Source organism: Pokkaliibacter sp. MBI-7, assembly GCF_029846635.1.
Lineage (GTDB): Bacteria > Pseudomonadota > Gammaproteobacteria > Pseudomonadales > Balneatricaceae > Pokkaliibacter.
Map to the genome: position 1 here is coordinate 4,215,106 of NZ_JARVTG010000001.1, position 21,329 is coordinate 4,236,434.

Below are 21,329 nucleotides of genomic sequence, written 5' to 3' on the forward strand. Positions count from 1 at the left end.
TTAGCATGAAGCGACTAGTACACACTTTGGTTTTCGGCGCCTGTTTAGGGGTGTCTACAGCGTTGTGGGCTGACACATTCAAAGTTCAAGACATCAAGCTCGAAGGGCTGCAGCGCCTCGCCCCGGGCAACGTTTTTTCTGCTATGGGCATCAGCATCGGTGACACGATAGATGATAGCCGGGTGGCTTCTGCGATCCGCAGTCTCTTTGCTACTGGCAACTATCAGGATGTTGATATATCACGTCAAAACAACGTTCTTTTCGTATCCGTCAAAGAGCGTCCAGCCATCAGTTTGCTCGATATAGAAGGTAACAAGGTCCTCAAGACAGATGCATTGAAGGATGGTCTGAAGAAACAGGGCCTGGCAGAAGGTGAAATTTTTCAGCGTGCAACGCTGGACAGAATTCAGGCTGAATTAGAGCGGCAGTATCTTGCTCAAGGTCGATATGGGGCGAAGGTAACCGCTTCCGTTGAAGATGCTCCCAATAACCGTGTCAAAATTAATATCAAGATCAAGGAAGGTAGCGTCTCGAAGATTTCTCACATCAATATCGTGGGAAACAAACACTTTAGTAAGGATGAACTGTTTAAGCAGTTTCAGTTGAGCACCAGTAACTGGCTGTCCTTTTTTACTGATGATGATAAGTACTCAAGGGAGAAGCTTTCAGGCGACCTGGAGCGCTTACGTTCCTACTATCAGGATCGTGGCTTTGTAAATTTCAATATCGAATCTACACAGGTCTCTATTAGTCCTGACAAAAAGAGTGTGTTTATCACAATTAATGTCAGTGAAGGTGAGCAGTACAACATTGGCAAGGTGTCACTCGAGGGGGACCTGAGCCTGGGGCAGGCTGAGCTGGAGCAGCAGGTAGAGGTTAAGTCCGGTGAGTTGTTCTCCCGGAAAACCATTACTGAAGATGTGGATCGTTTGAAGGGCCGTTTGGGGCATGATGGTTTTGCATTCGCAAACGTTAACCCTGTGCCGGTAGTTCATGACGATAGCAAAACGGTCGATGTCACTTATTTCATTGATCCACAAACTCGCACTTATGTAAGACGTATCAACTTCACAGGTAACACCGTGACGGCTGACGAAGTGCTGCGTCGTGAAATGCGGCAAATGGAAGCGGCCCCGGTCAATACTGATCTGGTTGATAAGTCGAAGAAGCGCCTGGAACGCCTTGGTTACTTCTCTGAAGTTAACCTTGATATGGCGCCCGTGCCCAATACTTCAGATCAGGTTGACCTGAACTATTCTGTGGTAGAACAGGCATCAGGATCTCTGTCAGCCTCTGTTGGTTTTGCGCAGGGTGAAGGGCTTATCTTTGGCTTTGACGTATCACAGAAAAATTTCCTGGGCTCAGGTAATCAAGTAAGCTTCTCTTTGACCCGTTCTTCTGTGCGCACTGACTACAGTATCGACTATCTGGATCCCTACTATACGGTCGATGGCGTGTCGCGAGGCTTCAGTGTTTACTATCGTAAAACTGATTATGACCAAGAAGATGTCAGTGACTACCAGATGAGTAAGATCGGTGCCAATATGACACTGGGTTATCCTCTGGATGAAGACTCCAATATTTCTGGCACCATTGGCTATGAAAAAGTAGGTATTGATCTTGGCTCTTCTCCGATCCGTGAAATTATCAAGTACGTGGATAATTACGGTGACAGCTATAACGAATTCTTGGGCAGCGTCGCCTGGAATCGTAACCGCCTGAACAACACCCTGATGCCTACAGATGGTACTTACCAGCGTGCTGGTCTCGATGTGGCTTTGCCGGGTAGTACGCTCGACTATTACAAACTTGGCTACAAGGGCGACATTTATTGGCCCATCGGTCAGAAAGGCTATGCCGTACACTTGGGCACCAACTTGGGCTACGGTGATGGTTATGGTGGAGAGACCAAGCTGCCATTCTATGAGAACTACTATCTAGGCGGTATCAGCTCATTGCGTGGTTTCAAGACCGGATCTGTTGGACCCAAGGGTACCCCATGTATCGAGGGAACGGATTCTCCATGTGATGGCTCCGATACCAGCAGTAATGCTGTAGGCGGTAACGTGAAAGTGGCTGGTACCGCAGAGTTCATTTTCCCTGTTCCTTACTTTGAAGATAAGAGCTCTATCCGTAGTCTGTTCTTCCTTGATGCAGGTAACGTCTACGATACGAAGTGCGATCGCAGCATTGATTCCAGCTGCAGCAGGAATATTGATCTGGGCGATATTCGTTACTCAACAGGTGTTGGGGTTGTGTGGCTCACGCGATTTGCACCTCTGTCATTTGTCATTGCCCAGCCATTGAATGCGCAAGACGGTGACCGTAAGCAAAGCTTCCAGTTCTCTCTGGGGCAAACATTCTGATTTTTTAAAGGAGTGAAATGATGAAGACCTGGGCGAGTGCCATGCTCGTAGGTATGGGTCTGTCTCTGGCATCTGTTGCGCATGCAATTGATGTGGTTGTACTGGACGTGCCTCAGGCATTGTTCAGTTCCGAGCGCGCCAAGACATTCATGAAAGGGTTGGATAAAGAGTTTTCTGATAGCGAAGGACGCTTGGAAAGATTGGCTCGTGATATTCAGTCTGGTCAGCAGCAGCTGCAGAAGGATGGTTCAGTGATGAAAGACACTGACCGCCGCAAAACGGAGCAGTCGTTGCAGGATAAGGTCTCTGAGTATCGCTTTCTGCAGCAAAAGGTTCAGTCCGGCCGAGCAGATCGCCAGCAGGAGTTTTTGGATAATAACCGGGCTTTGCTGGATAAACTCATTCGTCAGATGATTGATCAGAAGAATATCAAGGTCATTCTTAACAAGCAGGGCACTGTCTATGTTGCGCCTGATGCAGACATGACTAAGACCTTGGTTGATCTGCTGAATAAGTCCAAATAACGGGACCTGCGTTTGATTTCAAAAACATTCACTCTTGGTGAGATCGCCAGCCATCTTGGGGCTGATCTTCATGGTGACAGCCAGCTCCCTATTCGGGGGCTGGCTACTCTCCGTAACGCTAAAGCCGACCAGCTCAGCTTTCTAGCTAACTCCAAATACGCCAAAGATTTGCAGGATACTCATGCTGGTGCCGTCATTATTGGACAGGATTTGTTAGGAAAATGTCCAACTAATGCACTGGTTCTGGCCAATCCTTACCTTGGTTATGCACGTATTTCTCACTGGTTTGTCACGGATGTTAATCCTCCTGCCGGTATTCATCCCAGTGCGGTGATTGCTAGCAGTGCAAGTATTGACCCTAGCACATCGATAGGCGCTAACGTTGTTATTGGTGAAGCTGTGGTGGTTGGTGCGAACACCATCATCGGGGCAGGATGCTTCGTGGGGACTGCCAGCATCATTGGTGATGGGTGCCATCTGATGGCACGAGTCACTCTTTATTCCAATGTAAGACTGGGTAATGGAGTTCTCGTTCACAGTGGTGCAGTCATCGGTTCTGATGGTTTTGGCTTTGCACCCCATCAGGGACGTTGGATCAAGATTGCTCAACTGGGCGGTGTTGAAATTGGCGATGATGTAGAAATTGGCGCCAATACCACTATTGATAGCGGTGCTCTCGAGCCGACGCGGTTGGGTAATGGTGTCAAGGTTGACAATCAGGTCCAGGTTGCGCACAACGTTCAGATTGGTGACTTCACTGCCATCGCCGGATGTGTTGGCATAGCAGGCAGTGCCATTATTGGAAAGCACTGTACCCTGGGTGGTGGAGTGGGTGTCGCAGGGCATCTGGAAATTGGTGATAACGTTCATATCACCGGGATGAGCCTTGTCAGTGCATCGATACGTGAGCCTGGCGTGTATTCCTCCGGTACTGCATTGACTACAAATGCGCAATGGCGCAAGAACGTAGCGCGGTTCCGTAATCTGGATGATATTGCCAAGCGGGTTAAGCAGCTGGAAAAAAAGCTGCATTCTAATTCTGAAGATAAAGGTTCACTCGATGATGGAAATTAACGAGATTCGGGAGTTTCTCCCCCATCGCTATCCCTTCCTTTTGGTGGATAGAGTGGTTGAAATTATTCCCTCTGAAGATGGTGAACTTGTTGGTAGCCGCATTAGCGCCTATAAGAATGTAACCATCAATGAGCCTTTCTTTAATGGCCATTTTCCAGATCATCCCATCATGCCTGGGGTGCTGATTATTGAAGCGATGGCTCAGGCGGCCGGTATTCTCGGTTTCAAAATGATTGATAAACGGCCTGAGGATGGTGCGATCTATTATTTTGTCGGAACCGAAAAGCTGCGTTTGAAGAGACCGGTGGTGCCAGGGGATCGTCTGGAACTCAATGCTTCAGTGTTATCGGTGAAGCGTAATATCTGGAAGTTTGAGTGTTTTGCACTGGTAGAAGGCAAAGAAGTTGCTTCTACTGTTATTACTTGCGCGGTAAGGGAAGTCTGATTTTGATTCACCCTCAAGCCATCGTTGATCCAAAGGCACAGCTGGCTTCCGATGTGGAGGTCGGTCCTTGGTCTTATATCGGACCTGATGTCACCATAGACTCAGGTACAGTTATTCACTCACATGTTGTTATCAAGGGGCCGTGTCACATCGGTAAGGATAACAAGATCTTTCAATTCTCGTCCGTTGGTGAGGAGTGCCAGGACAAGAAGTATCGGGGTGAACCAACTCGATTGATCATCGGTGACCGCAATGTCATCCGCGAGGGATGCACGCTGCATCGTGGTACCGTTCAGGATGAAGGCCTGACCGAGCTGGGAAATGACAATCTTTTGATGGCTTACGTGCATGTAGCTCATGATTGTCGGTTAGGAAGCAATATTATCCTGGCTAACACGGTGGGGCTTGCGGGGCATGTGAAGGTCGGTGACTGGGCGATCCTGGGCGGAATGGCGGGAGTGCATCAGTTCTGTAGCATTGGCGCCCATGCCATGATTGGTGGTTGCTCACTGGTACTGAAAGATGTGCCTGCTTATGTCATGGCGAGCGGAAATCCGTTGCAGCCTCATGGCATAAATGTGGAAGGCTTGAAGCGGCGTAAGTTTTCGGACGAAGCGCTGAAGACTCTGCGCAAGGCTTACAAAATTATCTATCGTCAAGGTAATACACTCGATAAGGCCATGGACGAGTTGCAGTCAATGACAGCTGACTGTCCTGAAATACAGCTACTGCTGGATTCATTGCAACAAGCAAGTCGTGGCATTGCCCGTTGATGTCGGTTTCTCGACCTTTGCGCGTTGCAATTCTGGCGGGCGAGTTATCGGGTGATATTCTCGGAGCTGACTTGATGTCAGCTCTTATCAAGCGCTTTCCTGATGCCGAGTTCGAAGGTATCGGTGGTCCGCGAATGCTCAGTGCGGGTCTTAAAAGCCTCTATCCTCAGGAAGCTCTGAGTGTCATGGGGCTGATTGAGGTTTTGCCACATCTTTTTAGTCTGATTCGGGCGCGCAATCGCTTACGCGACCATTGGCAGGCAAATCCGCCAGACGTCTTTGTGGGTATCGATGCACCTGACTTTAATCTCGGTTTAGAGGTTGTGCTGCGTCAGGCAGGAATTCTCACTGTTCATTATGTAAGCCCTTCAGTGTGGGCATGGAAACAGTGGCGGCTGAAGAAAATTGCCAAGGCTGTTGATCACATGCTGACACTTCTGCCTTTCGAGGCTGATTTTTACAAGCGTTCAGATATTCCCGTTACCTATGTGGGCCATCCTTTGGCAGAGCAGATTCCCTTGACTGTGGATCAGGCATCGTCTCGTGCTTTGCTTGGGTTGAGTGTTGAACGACCTGTATTAGGTGTATTGCCAGGCAGCCGTGGTGGTGAAGTCAAGCGTTTGGGTGAGACCTTTATTCAAGCTGCCAGGCTCTGCCAGGAACAACTGCCGGAGTTGCAAGTGGTATTGGTGCCTGCCAATGAGAAACGCGAGGCAGAGCTGCGCGCCATTGGCTTCCCTGACGAGTGGATCTGTGCGACGGCGCAGGCCTCTCAGTGCATGGCTGCATCCAATGCCCTTCTGGTGGCATCCGGGACAGTGACTCTGGAGGCTGCCCTTTATAAACGACCTATGGTCATTGCCTACCGTCTGGCTGCTCTGACTTATTGTATTGCGCGCAGAATGGTCAAGGTTGCACACATCGGTTTGCCTAATCTGCTGGCCGGTAAACGTCTGGTGCCTGAGTTGATTCAGGATGAAGTAACGCCTGATCGCATCGCTCAACAGCTTTTGCCCATGCTCAGAGAGCCTTCCTCTGGCCCGCTGAGAGAGGAGTTCACCGCCTTGCATCATCTGCTGCGAGCAGGCGGGGGGGAGACCGCTGCAGACACGATCGAGAGGTTAATGATCGAGAGAGGCACGCTATGCAGATGAGCATGATCTTTGCTGGTGGTTTAGTGGCTGGTGTTGATGAGGTGGGGCGTGGTCCTTTATTTGGTGATGTAGTGACCGCCGCCGTTATTCTTGATCCCAACAAGCCAATTGCCGGTCTGGCGGACTCAAAGAAACTGAGTGAAGGGCGACGTGAGCGGCTTTATGAGCAGATTTGTGCCGACGCGTTAAGCTACGCTATCGCTTCTGCATCGGTTGCAGAAATTGATGAGCTGAATATTCTCAATGCCACTATGCTTGCCATGCAGCGTGCAATTGCCGCTCTGCACATCAAGCCTGACTATGTCATAGTTGATGGTAATCGCTGCCCTCAACTGAATATTCCCTGTGAGGCTGTCGTCGGTGGTGATGCTAAGGTCGAAGCGATCAGTGCTGCCTCTATTCTGGCAAAAGTCAGTCGTGACCGAGCTATGAAAGAGTGGGCAGTAACCTACCCTGGCTATGGGCTAGAACAGCATAAAGGCTACCCCACAGTCAGTCATTTGCAAGCGTTAAGAGCCCTCGGCCCTACGGCTTTACATCGGCGCAGCTTTGCTCCCGTGAAAAAACTCTTGTCGGATACGCTGCCGTAGAGGCCATTTAGGCCTGCCGCACTGTTTCAGCGATATACTCTCTTTCTTTTACTCAGAACATAATCAAGGCTAGTCATGACTACACCGGCATTTGTGCATCTGCGTGTTCACTCAGAATTTTCCCTTGTTGATGGTTTGGTCAGGGTCAAGGATCTGGTCAATGCCTCCAGGGACAAGGGGATGCCTGCTGTTGCCTTGACTGATCGCTCCAATGGCTGCGCTTTCGTCAAATTCTACAAAGCTGCCAAAGGGGCGGGAATCAAGCCGATTTGTGGTTGTGATATTTGGCTTGAGGCTGAGGTAGCGGGTGAACCTCCTGCTCGTATGCTGTTATTGATCCAGAATAAGCAGGGTTACGCCAATCTGTTGGAGTTGATTTCTCAGAGCTTCCAGCTTAATCAGCAGAATGGGATTGCCATAGTCAAGCGCGAATGGCTGGCAGAGAAGAATGCGGGTCTGATTGCGTTATCGGCAGGTGCATACGGCGAAATCGGTATCGCCTTGAATGCTGGCAAGCAGGCTGATGCGGAGCGCATGTTGCAGTTCTGGTTAGGTGTATTTGCTGACCGTTTTTATCTCGAAGTGCAGCGTACCGGACGTAAGGGCGAGGAAAATTGCTTGCACGCCTGTGTGGCGCTGGCTGAGAAATTCCAGGTGCCGTTAGTGGCGACCAATGATGTGGTATTTATCAAGGAAGATGACTTTGAGGCGCATGAAGCGCGCGTCAGTATCAACCAGAGTATGACGCTGGCCGACCCGCGGCGACCAAAGTTGTATTCACAACAACAATATCTGCGCAGTGCAGATGAAATGGCCGAGTTGTTCGCTGATTTGCCTGAGGCGTTGGAGAACAGTGTGGCCATTGCTCGTCGATGTAATATCGATATTCAACTCGGCACTTACTTCCTGCCGGACTACCCGATTCCTGAAGGGGAGACCATTAACTCCTTTTTCTCGCGTATTTCTCACGAAGGTCTGGAATGGCGTCTTCAGAGTCTGTTGGATGCCAATGACCCAGAGTATGCACAGAAAAAGCAGCTTTACGTCGAACGGCTGGATTTTGAGCTTAATACCATCAATCAGATGGGCTTTCCCGGTTACTTTCTGATTGTTATGGACTTTATTCAATGGGGTAAGGACAACGGTATTCCGGTTGGGCCAGGTCGTGGTTCGGGTGCAGGGTCGCTGGTTGCCTATGCATTGAAAATTACCGATCTTGATCCTTTGAAATATGATCTGCTGTTCGAACGTTTTCTCAATCCCGAACGTGTCTCCATGCCTGACTTCGATATCGATTTCTGTATGGATAATCGAGACCGGGTTATCGACTACGTTGCTAACCGTTATGGGCGTAACGCGGTATCGCAGATTATTACCTTCGGTACAATGGCAGCCAAAGCGGTGGTGCGAGATGTTGCTCGTGTGCAGGGGCGGCCTTTTAGCCTTGGCGATAAGCTGTCCAAGCTCATTCCTTTCGAGGTGGGGATGACCCTGAAAAAGGCTTGGGAGCAAGAGGAAGCGCTGCGTGACTTTGTTAATGGTGACGAAGAAGCGCAAGAAATCATGGAAATGGCTTACAAACTGGAAGGTATTACCCGAAATGTTGGTAAGCATGCGGGTGGGGTGGTTATAGCGCCCACCAAGTTGTCGGATTTTGCCCCGCTTTACTGTGAAGCTGATGGTTCTGGGCTCGTCACTCAATATGACAAAGGCGATGTTGAGGAGGCGGGACTGGTCAAGTTTGACTTTCTTGGTCTGCGTACGCTGACCATCATCAACTGGGCATTGGAGACAATCAATGCCATCCATGCCAAGCAGGGCAAGGCACCTCTGGATATTGCCCGTATCGATCTAGAAGACGGCGAAACCTACAAGCTGATGCAGCGAGGTGATACCACGGCAGTATTCCAGCTGGAGTCGCGAGGGATGAAGGAGCTGATCAAGCGTCTGCTCCCCAGCTGCTTTGAAGATATCATCGCCCTGGTGGCGTTGTTCCGCCCGGGTCCTCTGCAGTCTGGCATGGTGGATGACTTCATCAACCGTAAGCATGGGCGGGCAGAGCTGGCCTGGCCCCATCCGGACTACCAGCTGGAGTCGCTCAAACCCGTACTTGAGCCTACGTACGGCATCATCCTCTATCAGGAGCAGGTGATGCAGATCCCGCAGGTGATGGCGGGGTACACGCTGGGTGGTGCGGATCTTCTGCGTCGTGCGATGGGTAAGAAAAAGCCGGAAGAAATGGCCAAGCAGCGCTCGGTATTTCTTGATGGTTGTGCCAGCAATAATATAAGCCTGGATCTGGCGGGTAACATCTTCGATCTTGTAGAAAAGTTTGCTGGCTACGGCTTTAACAAATCTCACTCTGCAGCATACGCTCTGGTGTCCTACCAGACTGCCTGGTTAAAGCGTCATTACCCCGCACCTTTCATGGCCGCAGTGTTGTCTGCGGATATGCATAACCTGGATAAGGTCGTCATTCTCATAGAGGAATGCCGCAACATGAAGCTGGCGTTGGTGTTGCCCGACGTGAATGCTTCCGACTTCATGTTTACCGTGAATGACAAGGGTGAGGTCGTCTACGGATTGGGTGCGATAAAAGGGGTGGGGGAAGGACCTATCGAAGCTATTGTGGAGGCGCGCCGGAGTGGCGGGGCTTTCACTGACCTGTTTGATTTCTGTGAGCGGGTCGGCGCGAAGAAACTTAATAAGCGAGTACTTGAGGCGTTGATTCGCTCTGGCGCGCTGGACAAACTTGGTCCGAGCAGAGCGGTATTGTGGGCTGCCATTGGTGATGCTCTGCAGGCTGCTGATCAGCAGGCACGTAACTCTGACAGTGGTGTGTTTGATCTTTTTGGTGATGTGATTGCTGCCAATGATCACAACACCCTGTACTCCAGCTATTTGTCATTGGAGGAGTGGCCCGACAAGGAACGCCTGAATGGTGAAAAAGATACGTTGGGGCTATTCGTAACAGGACATCCTATTGATGCTTATGAGCATGAACTCAAAGGCATGGTCAAAGTGCGCCTGGCAGACCTGAAACCCAGTCGTGAAAGTCAGTTGCTTGCCGGGCTGGTGGTAGGGGTTCGAACAATGAAAAGCAAAAAGGGGGAAACCCTTGCGTTTGTTACATTGGATGACCGTACTGGCAGGGTAGAGGTATCGGTGTTTGGTGAACTCTATCATCAGCATCGTGAAGTGTTAGGTAAGGATGCTGTCATTCTGATTGAAGGTGATGTCAGTCAGGATGACTTCAGTGGCGGTTTGCGTGTTCGTGCCAAGCGTTTGCTCTCTATCGAGGAGGCACGGGCCCGACATGCCAAGCATCTTGAGCTCAAGCTGTCCTGTGAAGGACTGCAGGCTCGTGAGATACAAGCGATTCAAGCCATGCTTGCTCCCTATCGGGATCAGGAAGGCAACCAGATTCGTATCCATTACAAGCAGCAGGAAGCTGAGGCCTTTGTGGTTTGTGGTGAGAGCTGGCGAGTAAAAGTAGCGGATGAACTGCTGTTATCCCTGACGTCTCAGCTGGGTAAACAGTCAGTAAAACTGGTCTATCGTTGAAAATTTTGAACGGGTCGGGGTGTCTCGACTCCCAGGCAAGAAAAGCGTATGGTAGGCAGCCATTATTGACGCCCCAAGGGGCTGGCTGCATTAGCGGAAACGAGTAATGAACCCAAACTATCTGGATTTTGAACAGCCTATTGCTGATCTTCAGGCTAAAATCGACGAACTGCGTCTGGTGAGCAGCAGCAATGACTTCAACATCACAGAAGAGATTGCCAAGCTGGAAGAAAAGAGCGCCAGCCTGACAGAGCAGGTATTTTCCAACCTGAGTGACTGGCAGATAACCCAGTTATCACGGCATCCTCTACGTCCTTACACGCTGGACTACATCAAGAACATTTTTACTGATTTTGATGAGCTGCATGGTGACCGTCACTTCGCTGACGATGCTGCGATTGTTGGTGGCATTGCACGATTGGACGATGAGCCGGTTATGATTATTGGCCAACAGAAAGGTCGTGACGTTCGTGAGAAAGTACGTCGCAACTTCGGTATGCCTCGCCCTGAAGGATACCGCAAAGCATTGCGTCTGATGGAAATGGCTGAACGGTTTAATCTGCCCATCCTGACCTTTATCGACACTCCCGGAGCCTGGCCTGGTATTGACGCAGAAGAGCGTGGGCAGAGTGAGGCCATCGCCTTCAATCTTGCGGTGATGTCGCGTCTCAATACCCCAATCATTTCTACTGTTATTGGTGAGGGGGGCTCTGGTGGCGCTCTGGCTATTGGTGTGTGTGACCGCCTGCTGATGCTGGAATATTCTGTCTATTCAGTTATTTCTCCTGAAGGCTGTGCTTCTATCCTGTGGAAAAGTGCAGAGAAGGCGTCGGAAGCCGCTAAGGCAATGGGGATGACTGCGGGTCGTCTTCAGGAGTTGGGTTTCGTTGACCGCTTGATTGATGAGCCACTGGGTGGCAGTCACCGTAATCCTCGTCTGATGGCAGCTAATCTCAAGCTGGCCTTGCAGGAAACCTTGGGCGAGCTGCGGGGGCTGACGCAGGAAGAGCTGCTGGAGCAGCGCTATGAGCGGCTGATGAATTTTGGCTCTTTCGAATAATCTTCTTATCTCCATGAAAAAAGCCGGGTCTGCCCGGCTTTTTTCATCTTGGCAGACTGTGGAACCTCAAGGGCTTCTGGTGGGGCTAAAGCATCTGGCCCCTCGCAGGTTGGTCATAGCAGTTAGCGGTGGCCTGGATTCACAGGTGTTGCTGCATCTAACCTGGCGCCTTGCCAGCAGTGGTGGCCTACCTTGCCCGGTCGAGGTCTGGCATGTTAATCACGGTCTGCAGGCAGGGGCTAACGCTTGGCAGGCTCAGGTGGCTCGCTTGGCCGCTAGCTATGGTTTTATCTATCGCGCTTTTCGCATAGCTGTTTTGCCCACAGCAAACGTTGAGGCCGGTGCTCGTCATGCACGCTATGCTGCTTTTAGTGCTCACGCCAACTCGGGTGACGTGCTGTTGTTAGGGCAGCATGCCGATGACCAAAGTGAAACCCTTATGCTGAGACTGATGCGTGGTAGTGGCCCGACGGGGTTGGCTGCGATGGCTGAGGTACGTGCTAGTGATGGGGTGTATTGGGTGCGGCCGATGTTGCATATTGAGCGCCGGCAGCTTGAAGAGTATGCCTGTCAGTGGCAACTGGAGCCCATAGAAGATCCGAGCAATGCTTCAGAAGTATATGACCGTAATTATCTGCGTCATCAGGTTATGCCTCGTTTGACGCAGCGCTGGCCATCTTTGAATGCTCGTTTACGGCGATCGATAGAAGCCTGTGATGAGGCTTCATCCTTACTGCAGGAACTGGCGGAGTTGGATATGCGTCAGTGTGGCTGGCTAGCGGCTGATTTGTCGTTGGCGCTGCCTGCATGGGCTGAGTTGAGTCAGTCCAGACAGTTTAATGTGCTGCGCTGTTGGTTTTTGGACCGTGGTGCTTTGCCGCCCCCTGTCTCTGTCAAAGCGAAGTTGTCACAGTTTGTTGATGCCGCTGATGATCGACAGCCGCAGCTGAGCTGGGAAGGCTGGCAATTGCGTCGATATCGGCAGCGGCTGTATTTCGTTCCCGAGTGGCTGGAAAATCTGTCTCTTCCGCAAAGTTGTGTGCTGCAAGCAAGAACACCTTTACCCTACGGCGAGTTGATTGTGAGTGATGTAAAGGGCCGTGGTGTACGTGCTGATCCTCAGGCGAGCTGGGAAGTTCGTTTTCGTCAGGGGGGGGAGTCGTGGCAACCGTCAGGCGCCACGCACAAGGTGAGCCTGAAGCACTATATGCAGGGGCGTGGTATTCCTCCCTGGGAAAGAGCGCTGATACCTTTGCTGTATTGTGACGATGAGCTGGTGGCAGTGGCAACGCATCCTGCTCAGGGGTGGGTCGCTCAGGCGGACGAGTGCGGCTGGTGGTTAACGTGGCAGCGTGAACACACCTGAGTCGCAGTCTATATTTGCACCATAAAGATGCTGGCCATCTCGATTGTGCTTCAGTCTGACGGGATTCTGCCATTGTTGGGATGAGGCAGTTCTGTTATCCTGACGTCCCATCTTGATGACATCATCGTCACCTCTCTATTCCCACAACGCAGAAACGTACAGGTTTTCAATGACGCGCTATATTTTCGTCACGGGCGGCGTCGTGTCCTCATTGGGGAAAGGCATTGCCTCTGCCTCTTTGGCCGCGATTCTAGAAGCTCGAGGTCTCAAGGTGACCATGCTCAAACTGGACCCATACATCAACGTGGATCCAGGTACCATGAGCCCCTTCCAGCACGGTGAAGTATTTGTCACCGACGACGGTGCGGAAACTGACTTGGATCTTGGTCACTATGAGCGTTTTATCCGTACCCATATGACGCAACGGAACAACTTCACGACAGGGCGTGTTTACGAGCACGTATTGCGTAAGGAACGTCGCGGCGACTATCTGGGGGGGACCGTTCAGGTTATTCCTCACATTACCGATGAAATCAAACGCCGGGTTATTGATGGTGCCGAAGGTGCCGACGTAGCGCTGGTGGAAATTGGTGGCACTGTCGGTGATATCGAGTCTCTGCCATTTTTGGAAGCCGTTCGCCAACTGCGTGTGGAACTGGGTAGCGAACGAGCACTTTTCATGCACCTGACCCTAGTGCCTTATATCGCCACCGCAGGCGAAACTAAGACGAAACCGACTCAGCATTCGGTGAAAGAATTGCGCTCAATCGGTATTCAGCCGGATATTCTGGTGTGCCGTTCTGAGGTGACTATTCAAGCACCCGAGCGCCGCAAGATCGCTCTGTTCACCAACGTCGAAGAGCGTGCTGTTATCAGTCTGCCTGATGCCAACAGTATTTATGCTATCCCGCGCATGCTGCATGAGCAGAAGCTTGATCAAATCGTGGTTGATAAGTTCCGCCTGGGCTGTGGTGAAGCAGATCTGCGTGAATGGGATTGGGTGGTGGATCGTGAACAAAACCCAGCTCATCAGGTCACCATCGCTATGGTTGGGAAGTACATGGATCTGCTGGACGCATACAAGTCCCTGATCGAGGCGATCAAGCACGCTGGATTGCATGCGAATACTAAAGTTACCATCAAATATATCGACTCTGAACAGGTGGAGCGTGAAGGCACCACCTGTCTGGAAGGCGTATCTGCGATCCTGGTTCCTGGTGGTTTCGGTGAGCGTGGTGTGGAAGGGAAGATTCGTACTGTGCAGTTTGCCCGCGAAAACCGTATACCCTACCTAGGTATCTGTCTGGGAATGCAGGTAGCGGTTATCGAGTTTGCCCGTAACGTTGCCAAGCTGGAAGGCGCCAACAGCACTGAATTCAAACCCAAAGGGCCACATCCCGTTGTTGCTTTGATTACTGAATGGGTCGCAGAAGACGGTTCAGTCGAGATGCGTGACGAGGGCTCTGATCTGGGCGGCACCATGCGCCTGGGTGGTCAGGAGTGCCGTCTACTTGAAGGTACTCAGGCTTACAAATGCTACGGTAGCGATGTCATTAGTGAACGTCACCGTCATCGTTACGAATTTAACAATAACTATCTGGGTCGTTTGACCAATGCAGGTCTGACCATTTCCGGTCGCTCAATGGATGGCGCGTTGGTCGAAGTGGTTGAAGTGCCTGATCATCCCTGGTTTGTGGCCTGCCAATTCCACCCTGAGTTCACCTCTACTCCTCGCGATGGTCATCCGCTGTTTACAGGTTTCATCCAGGCCGCGGTGGACTATTCGGACAAACAATAAAATACTAACGGGCTCCCCAGAGGTATAACCTCTGGGGCAGGCTGTATCGGACTGGTTCGACAACTTTGCCGGGAACTCATAGAGTGAGCATCCCCCGGATTTTATCAGCCACCTTTTAACAGGGAGCAGAGATTGGTATGACTCAAATCGTCGATATCAAAGCACGTGAAGTTTTGGATTCCCGCGGCAATCCCACTGTCGAAGCGGATGTAATTCTGTCCTGTGGCACTGTTGGCAGTGCCTGTGCCCCTTCTGGCGCATCGACTGGTTCGCGCGAAGCGCTTGAGCTGCGTGATGGCGATAAGAGCCGTTATCTAGGCAAAGGTGTTCTTACCGCAGTGAAGGGTATCAACACTGAAATTCGCGCAGCCTTGCTGGGCAAGGATGCGGTGAATCAGCGTGAAATCGATAACATCATGCTGGCCCTTGATGGGACCGAGAACAAAGCCCGCCTTGGCGCCAATGCTATTCTGGCTGTTTCTCTGGCATGTGCCAAAGCAGCGGCTGCCGCCAGGAATATCCCGCTGTATCAGCATATCGCCGATATTAACGGTACCCCTGGTGTGTACTCCATGCCTGTACCTATGATGAACATCCTCAATGGTGGAGAACATGCTGACAACAACGTGGACATTCAGGAGTTCATGGTACAGCCTGTAGGCGCTCCAAGCTTTGCTGAAGCACTGCGCTACGGTGCAGAGATTTTCCATAACCTGAAAAAGGTCTTGTCTGAGCGCGGCCTGAATACTGCGGTCGGTGATGAGGGTGGATTTGCGCCTAATCTGGGTTCCAACGAAGAAGCGCTGGTTGTCATTCAGGAGGCGGTGGCCCGCGCTGGGTATCAGCTGGGTGACAACATCACCCTGGCGCTGGACTGTGCTTCTTCTGAGTTCTATAAAGATGGTCAGTATCAGCTTTCTGGCGAAGGTAAGACCTTTGATTCTGCGGGCTTCGTGAACTATCTGGATGATCTGTCGCAGAAATATCCTATCGTTTCTATCGAAGACGGTCTGGATGAGTCTGACTGGGCAGGTTGGGCGATTCTGACCCAACAGATTGGTACCCGCGTTCAGTTGGTTGGTGATGACCTGTTTGTAACCAATACCAAGATCCTGAAAGAAGGCATTGAGAAGAGTATCGGCAACTCCATTCTGATCAAGTTCAACCAGATCGGTTCGCTGTCTGAAACGCTTGATGCGATCAAAATGGCCAAAGAGGCTGGATATACCGCAGTAATCTCTCACCGTTCAGGTGAGACTGAAGACACCACTATTGCTGATCTGGCAGTGGGTACCGCTGCCGGGCAGATCAAGACAGGTTCTTTGTGCCGTTCTGATCGTGTATCCAAGTACAACCGTCTTCTGCGTATCGAGGAAGAACTGGGCGACAAAGCTGTTTATCGCGGTCGTTCAGAGATCAAAGGTCAGGCATAAGCCTGATTGAATTAAAAAGGGGAGCTCAGCTCCCCTTTTTTGCTTTCTCAAAACGGTTACCTGCAACTTGACAGTGGGAACTTACTTCCCTGAAGGTTGGGGGTTGGTTAGCATAAGGCTTTATTTTGTCCTGCTTCTTTGTTCAGGCTTGGATAAAGGGCAGCATGAGGTGTTCGTAGCGCTAATGAACACAGTGGGAAGCGAAACAAATGAAGCGTCTGGTACTTGTCCTGTTGCTGCTCTGTGCAGGATTGCAATATCGACTCTGGTGGGGAGAGGGGAGTTTGCCGGACCTCTGGGCTCTGAAAGACTCTATACAGCAGCAGCGGCAACTTAACGAGCGTTTGGAACATCGTAACAATTTACTCGAAGCTGAAGTGGATGATCTCAAACAAGGTATGGCTGCCATTGAAGAGCGGGCACGCAGTGAGTTGGGCATGATTCGGGAAGGTGAGACCTATTATTTGTTGTTGGAGCCAGAAAAGCAGCCATGAGTTTGTTACCTGATTGGCGCTATGCCGTATCGATGCCAGCAGTGCAGGGGCAGCTTAAAGTTTCTCCTGAGGACTTTGTAGTTATTGAGGAGCTGGGGTTTGAGCCTGAAGGGCAGGGCGAACACCTTTATGTCTGGGTTGAAAAACGGGAACTCAATACAGATGATGCTGCACGAGTATTAGCCAAGTGGCTCAAGTTGCCGCTGCGTGCTGTCAGCTATTCAGGCATGAAGGATCGTAATGCTCGGACTAGTCAGTGGTTCAGTCTTCATCTGCCTGGCAAAAGCATGCCAGATATAGCAGGCTTTCAGCACGAGAACATGCGTATCCTGCGCTGTGTGCGTCACAGTCGTAAGCTGAAACGTGGGATGCATCTACGCAATCATTTTGAGATTCACCTGCATCAGTTGAGAGGTGAGGTGGGCTCCTTAGCAGAGCGCTTGCAACGCATTGGCCTTGAAGGTGTTCCGAATTATTTTGGTGAGCAGCGCTTTGGGCGAGAGGGCTATAACCTGCAGATGGTTGAGCGGTTATTTGCGGGGGAGCTGGATCGATTATCACCTTATAAGCGCGGGTTGTTTCTATCTACAGCGCGGAGTTTTATTTTTAATCAGGTACTGAGCGAGCGCATAGCTGCTGGCTCCTGGACTACGCTGTTGTCGGGTGAGGCTGTTTATGATCAGGCGAACAATACGGTCTCTATTGTCGAGCAGGTCAGTGAGGGGTTGCTGAGTGCGTGTGCAATGGGACAAGTGGGGCCGACGGGGCCGCTATGGGGTAAGGGATACGGATGCCGCAGTGTCTGTGAGTCATTTGAGCAGGACGTCATATCGCCATGGCTAGCCTGGTGTACCGGTCTTGAGTCTTTCGGTCTTCACCATGAGCGACGAGCGCTACAGTTGCGTCCGGTTAACGTCCAGTCTGATCTGAGGGATGACCGCCTGAGTCTGTCTTTCAGCTTGCCCCGTGGTGGTTTTGCTACCTCGGTGATACGTGAATTGTGCGTTGTGCATGCTCAGTCGGATGCTGGATAATTTTCACTAGCGTTCTCGGTATGAATGCTGTCAAAGATGTCTGTAGTTGGGCCCAATGATCTGTATTCAGGAGTAGGAGTGACTGATTTCCAGTTGGATGGTATTGGTATGACCTCTGCCAGAACTCGCGAGCGAATGATTGCTCGCTTGCTGGAGCAGGGGATAAGCGACCAGGAGGTGTTAGATGTGATGCTTCGCATCCCACGGCACCTTTTTGTCGATGAGGCTTTGGCACATCGTGCCTATGAAGATACCGCACTGCCAATTGGCTATCAGCAGACTTTATCCCAGCCTTATGTGGTCGCCAGAATGACAGAGCTTATTCTGGGGGCCAGAAGAATGGAAAGGGTGCTGGAAGTCGGAACCGGGTCAGGCTATCAGAGTGCCGTGTTGGCCGCTCTGGCAGAACATGTATACACTCTTGAGCGCATCCGCCCCTTGCATGAGCGGACCCGCAAGCGTCTGCAACAGTTGAAAGTTTATAATGTATTTCCTCGTTACTCGGACGGTACAGTCGGATGGCCAGAAAAAGGCCCCTACGATGCAATTCTGGTGACTGCCGCCGCTGAGCAGGTACCGTACGAGCTTCTGGCTCAACTGGCGGAAGGTGGCGTACTGGTTATTCCGGTTGGAGGGCAGGAGGCGCAGTCACTGCGGCGTATCCGTCGTCAGCAAGACCAATATCATGAAGAAATGCTGGAACCTGTTCGATTTGTGCCTCTGCTCAAGGGCCGTCTACGCTAATTGATCTAATGGAATGAATCCCTTTTATGGAACGTATTTTTCTTTTTCTCAAGGGCATGGCTATGGGGGCGGCAGATGTTGTTCCCGGTGTTTCTGGTGGAACGATTGCCTTTATTTCCGGTATCTATGAAGAGTTACTGCTGACCATTCGCAATATCCATCCGCGTCTGTTTTTCTCACTATTTCGCAAAGGGGTGCTGGTCACCTGGCGAGAAGCGAATGGTTCATTTCTGGCAGTACTGCTAGCGGGAATACTGACCAGTATTCTGACTCTGGCCAAAGGTATTAGCTGGTTGCTCGAATTTTATCCTCTATTGATCTGGGGCTTTTTCTTTGGTCTGGTCATGGCATCTTGCCTGCTAATTGCGCGTCAAGTTGAGCGTTGGCGTACTGACACACTTTTGAGTCTCGTGCTGGGTGTACTGCTGGGCTGGATATTAACTCAGGGTTTTGCATTTTCTATGCCTCCAACCTCGTTCAATTTGTTTATTGGTGGTGCGATAGCCATCTGCGCGATGATCCTGCCCGGCATTTCTGGCAGTTTCATATTGCTTATTTTAGGACTCTATCAACCCGTCCTGTCGGCGGTTAAACAGCTCCAGTTCTCGACGCTCTTAATCTTTGTCTGTGGTTGCGTTACCGGATTAATGGGCTTTTCACGTGTGCTCAGCTGGTGCTTGCAACATTATCGTGCAATGACTCTGGCGATTTTGACGGGCTTTATGGTGGGTTCGTTAGGGAAAGTGTGGCCATGGAAGATTACCCGGGCCTATCGGCTCGATAGTCATGGTCAGTCTGTGCCTTTATTACAAGACAGTGTATTGCCTCACTCTTATCAAGGGTTGACGGGCCAGGCCCCGATGACGTTTGCGGTGCTGGCTCTGATGTTGCTGGGAGTGATGGTTGTTTTGGGATTGTCCAGAGCCGCTTCTGTTCAGGAGGCGCGTGGTTGATGTCTAACATAGCAATAAGAGGTTTGGTACTGGTGATGTTGATGCTGCTTGCAGGCTGCTCTAGCAACAGCAAATATGCACCAGTCAGCGATCTTTCTGCCCGTGCTCATGCGGGTGATGTTGCCGGTAAACATGTGGTCAAGACAGGCGAGACTCTGTACTCAATCGCCTATCGCTATGGTCGTGATTACAAGGAGCTGGCACGTCAGAACAGCATACCGGCACCGTACACTATCTATCCTGGACAGACGTTACAGTTGAACAGGTCAACGCTGGTGAGTGCAGAGTCAGGCAGTCGAGTACAAAGCACTACTGTTCGGCCACTAGCCTCAACCTCCACAGGTATTTCAGGATCAACCAGTAGTAGCAAAGATGTGGAGAAAAGTAGCAAGGGAAGTACGGTCGGTAGCAGTAAAACGTCACCCTCACGTGCCATCAGCGTGGCTGCCGGTGATGATCGTCCAACCGCGACCAGCAAGAGCGGTCTCACGTGGCAATGGCCTGTGTCTGGTAAGGTGGTCAGCACCTTTTCACAAAATCGTAATAGCGACAAGGGTATAAATATTGCAGGAATTGCGGGGAGTCCGGTGCGTGCCGCTGCAGATGGGGTGGTTGTGTACGCGGGTAACGGGCTCAGAGGGTACGTCAATCTGGTAATTATCAATCATAATCAGGAGTTCCTGAGCGCGTATGCACATAACCAGAAGATCCTTGTGCGTGAACAGCAGAAGGTCAAACGTGGTGATGTGATTGCTGAAATGGGGCAGTCAGAAGCTAAGTCAGGCATGCTTTATTTTGAAATCAGGCAGGATGGGCAACCGGTGAATCCACTGAGTTACTTGCCCAAACGTTAGGCTGGCTATTTTTTCTACAGCTGTTAGTCTTTCGCTATCCATCCTGATGCTCAGGGGCCAATAATAACAACTCCAAGGTGGCAGCCGATGATCGAGAAAGATCTGGAAATGGACATATTAGATGTCCAGGAAATGGAGCTGGAAGCGCTGACGGACGATGTGGATAGCGGAGAAGAGTACACTGGGTTGGGTTTACCCCCGGAGCTCAGTACTTCTCGTAGTAGCAAGAAGCAACTCGATGCTACTCAGCTATACCTGAACGAAATTGGTTTTGCGCCCTTGCTGACCGCTGAGCAGGAGGTATTTTTCTCCCGCAAAGCACTGCGTGGGTGTGAAGCTTCGCGAAAGCGCATGATCGAGAGCAACTTGCGTCTTGTCGTGAAGATTGCCCGACGTTATCTGAACCGTGGCCTGACATTGCTGGATCTTATTGAAGAGGGCAATCTGGGGTTAATCAGGGCTGTCGAAAAGTTTGATCCAGAGCGTGGATTCCGCTTCTCTACCTATGCAACCTGGTGGATTCGCCAGACGATAGAACGGGCGATCATGAATCAGACCCGCACAATACGTCTGCCTATCCACGTCGTGAAAGAACTCAACATCTATCTGCGTACTGCCCGTGAACTGGCTCATCAGTTAGATCATGAACCCACAGCCGAAGAGATTGCGGTGCATCTCGACAAGCCTGTTGAGGATGTGGAGCGTATGCTGGGCTGGAATGAGAAAGTCACGTCAGTAGACTCTACCATGGCGCCTGACTCAGATAAGCCCCTGTTGGATACACTGGCCGATCAGGAGGCTGCTGATCCTGAGTCGTGGTTACAGCAGAAAGACCTGCATGGTTCTATCGAAACGTGGTTGTCGCTGTTGCCTGAAAAGCAAAGTGAAGTATTAGCACGTCGATTCGGGCTTCGTGGCTATGAAATGAGTACTCTGGAAGAGGTGGGTAAAGAGATTGGTCTTACCCGTGAGAGGGTACGCCAGATTCAAGTTGAGGCACTACGACGGCTACGAGATATCGTTGAGCGTCAGGGGCTGCACGGAGACGATCTGTTCGCCTGAAGCCATATGAGTAAACAGGAGGCCGCTTATGCGGCCTTCTT

General features: G+C 51.0%; 18 protein-coding genes. All 18 read left to right on the forward strand.

Annotated features, from left to right (window positions below):
* The first annotated feature begins 5 nt into the window (after positions 1-5).
* The 18 genes from bamA to rpoS all read left to right on the forward strand — a co-directional run bounded on the left by bamA (position 6) and on the right by rpoS (position 21,288).
* A complete protein-coding gene (bamA, locus tag QCD60_RS18605; RefSeq protein WP_279787717.1) occupies positions 6-2,366 on the forward strand; it encodes an outer membrane protein assembly factor BamA in 2,361 nt (786 codons plus the stop codon).
* A 17-nt stretch (positions 2,367-2,383) separates the two neighbouring features.
* Positions 2,384-2,890 (forward strand): OmpH family outer membrane protein, encoded by a 507-nt coding sequence (locus QCD60_RS18610; RefSeq protein WP_279787718.1) that lies wholly within the window; start codon positions 2,384-2,386, stop codon positions 2,888-2,890.
* A 12-nt stretch (positions 2,891-2,902) separates the two neighbouring features.
* Positions 2,903-3,964 (forward strand): UDP-3-O-(3-hydroxymyristoyl)glucosamine N-acyltransferase, encoded by a 1,062-nt coding sequence (gene lpxD, locus QCD60_RS18615; RefSeq protein WP_347950212.1) that lies wholly within the window; start codon positions 2,903-2,905, stop codon positions 3,962-3,964.
* Positions 3,951-4,409: a 3-hydroxyacyl-ACP dehydratase FabZ gene (gene fabZ, locus QCD60_RS18620; RefSeq protein WP_104156300.1), complete on the forward strand. Its 459-nt coding sequence runs from the start codon at positions 3,951-3,953 to the stop codon at positions 4,407-4,409. Before lpxD ends, fabZ begins: the two co-directional genes overlap by 14 nt.
* Positions 4,410-4,411: 2 nt before the next feature.
* Positions 4,412-5,182 (forward strand): acyl-ACP--UDP-N-acetylglucosamine O-acyltransferase, encoded by a 771-nt coding sequence (gene lpxA, locus QCD60_RS18625; RefSeq protein WP_104156299.1) that lies wholly within the window; start codon positions 4,412-4,414, stop codon positions 5,180-5,182.
* Entirely contained in the window at positions 5,182-6,336 is a 1,155-nt protein-coding gene (gene lpxB / locus QCD60_RS18630) for a lipid-A-disaccharide synthase (protein ID WP_279787719.1), read from the forward strand. Before lpxA ends, lpxB begins: the two co-directional genes overlap by 1 nt.
* A complete protein-coding gene (gene rnhB / locus QCD60_RS18635) occupies positions 6,327-6,926 on the forward strand; it encodes a ribonuclease HII (RefSeq protein WP_279787720.1) in 600 nt (199 codons plus the stop codon). Before lpxB ends, rnhB begins: the two co-directional genes overlap by 10 nt.
* A gap of 75 nt (positions 6,927-7,001) precedes the next feature.
* A complete protein-coding gene (gene dnaE / locus QCD60_RS18640) occupies positions 7,002-10,490 on the forward strand; it encodes a DNA polymerase III subunit alpha (protein ID WP_279787721.1) in 3,489 nt (1,162 codons plus the stop codon).
* 106 nt (positions 10,491-10,596) lie between these two features.
* The gene (locus QCD60_RS18645) at positions 10,597-11,550 is read left to right on the forward strand and encodes an acetyl-CoA carboxylase carboxyltransferase subunit alpha (RefSeq protein ID WP_279787722.1); all 954 of its coding nucleotides are present in this window, start codon (positions 10,597-10,599) and stop codon (positions 11,548-11,550) included.
* A 13-nt stretch (positions 11,551-11,563) separates the two neighbouring features.
* Positions 11,564-12,916 (forward strand): tRNA lysidine(34) synthetase TilS, encoded by a 1,353-nt coding sequence (gene tilS / locus QCD60_RS18650; RefSeq protein WP_279787723.1) that lies wholly within the window; start codon positions 11,564-11,566, stop codon positions 12,914-12,916.
* 169 nt (positions 12,917-13,085) lie between these two features.
* Positions 13,086-14,714, forward strand: coding sequence for a CTP synthase (locus QCD60_RS18655; protein ID WP_279787724.1), 1,629 nt, complete (start codon positions 13,086-13,088; stop codon positions 14,712-14,714).
* Positions 14,715-14,851: 137 nt separating this feature from the next.
* Entirely contained in the window at positions 14,852-16,147 is a 1,296-nt protein-coding gene (gene eno, locus QCD60_RS18660) for a phosphopyruvate hydratase (protein WP_279787725.1), read from the forward strand.
* A 209-nt stretch (positions 16,148-16,356) separates the two neighbouring features.
* Positions 16,357-16,641, forward strand: a complete 285-nt coding sequence (ftsB, locus tag QCD60_RS18665; protein ID WP_104156291.1) for a cell division protein FtsB — start codon at positions 16,357-16,359, stop codon at positions 16,639-16,641.
* Positions 16,638-17,675, forward strand: a complete 1,038-nt coding sequence (locus tag QCD60_RS18670) for a tRNA pseudouridine(13) synthase TruD (protein WP_279787726.1) — start codon at positions 16,638-16,640, stop codon at positions 17,673-17,675. Before ftsB ends, QCD60_RS18670 begins: the two co-directional genes overlap by 4 nt.
* A gap of 108 nt (positions 17,676-17,783) precedes the next feature.
* On the forward strand, positions 17,784-18,419 hold the full coding sequence (locus QCD60_RS18675; RefSeq protein ID WP_279787946.1) for a protein-L-isoaspartate(D-aspartate) O-methyltransferase: 636 nt from the start codon (positions 17,784-17,786) through the stop codon (positions 18,417-18,419).
* 26 nt (positions 18,420-18,445) lie between these two features.
* Positions 18,446-19,372, forward strand: coding sequence for a DUF368 domain-containing protein (locus QCD60_RS18680; protein WP_279787727.1), 927 nt, complete (start codon positions 18,446-18,448; stop codon positions 19,370-19,372).
* Entirely contained in the window at positions 19,372-20,226 is an 855-nt protein-coding gene (locus QCD60_RS18685) for a peptidoglycan DD-metalloendopeptidase family protein (RefSeq protein WP_279787728.1), read from the forward strand. Before QCD60_RS18680 ends, QCD60_RS18685 begins: the two co-directional genes overlap by 1 nt.
* Positions 20,227-20,313: 87 nt before the next feature.
* Positions 20,314-21,288 carry an RNA polymerase sigma factor RpoS gene (gene rpoS, locus QCD60_RS18690; RefSeq protein WP_279787729.1) on the forward strand — a complete coding sequence of 325 codons (975 nt, stop codon included), beginning with the start codon at positions 20,314-20,316 and terminating at the stop codon, positions 21,286-21,288.
* Positions 21,289-21,329: the final 41 nt, after the last annotated feature.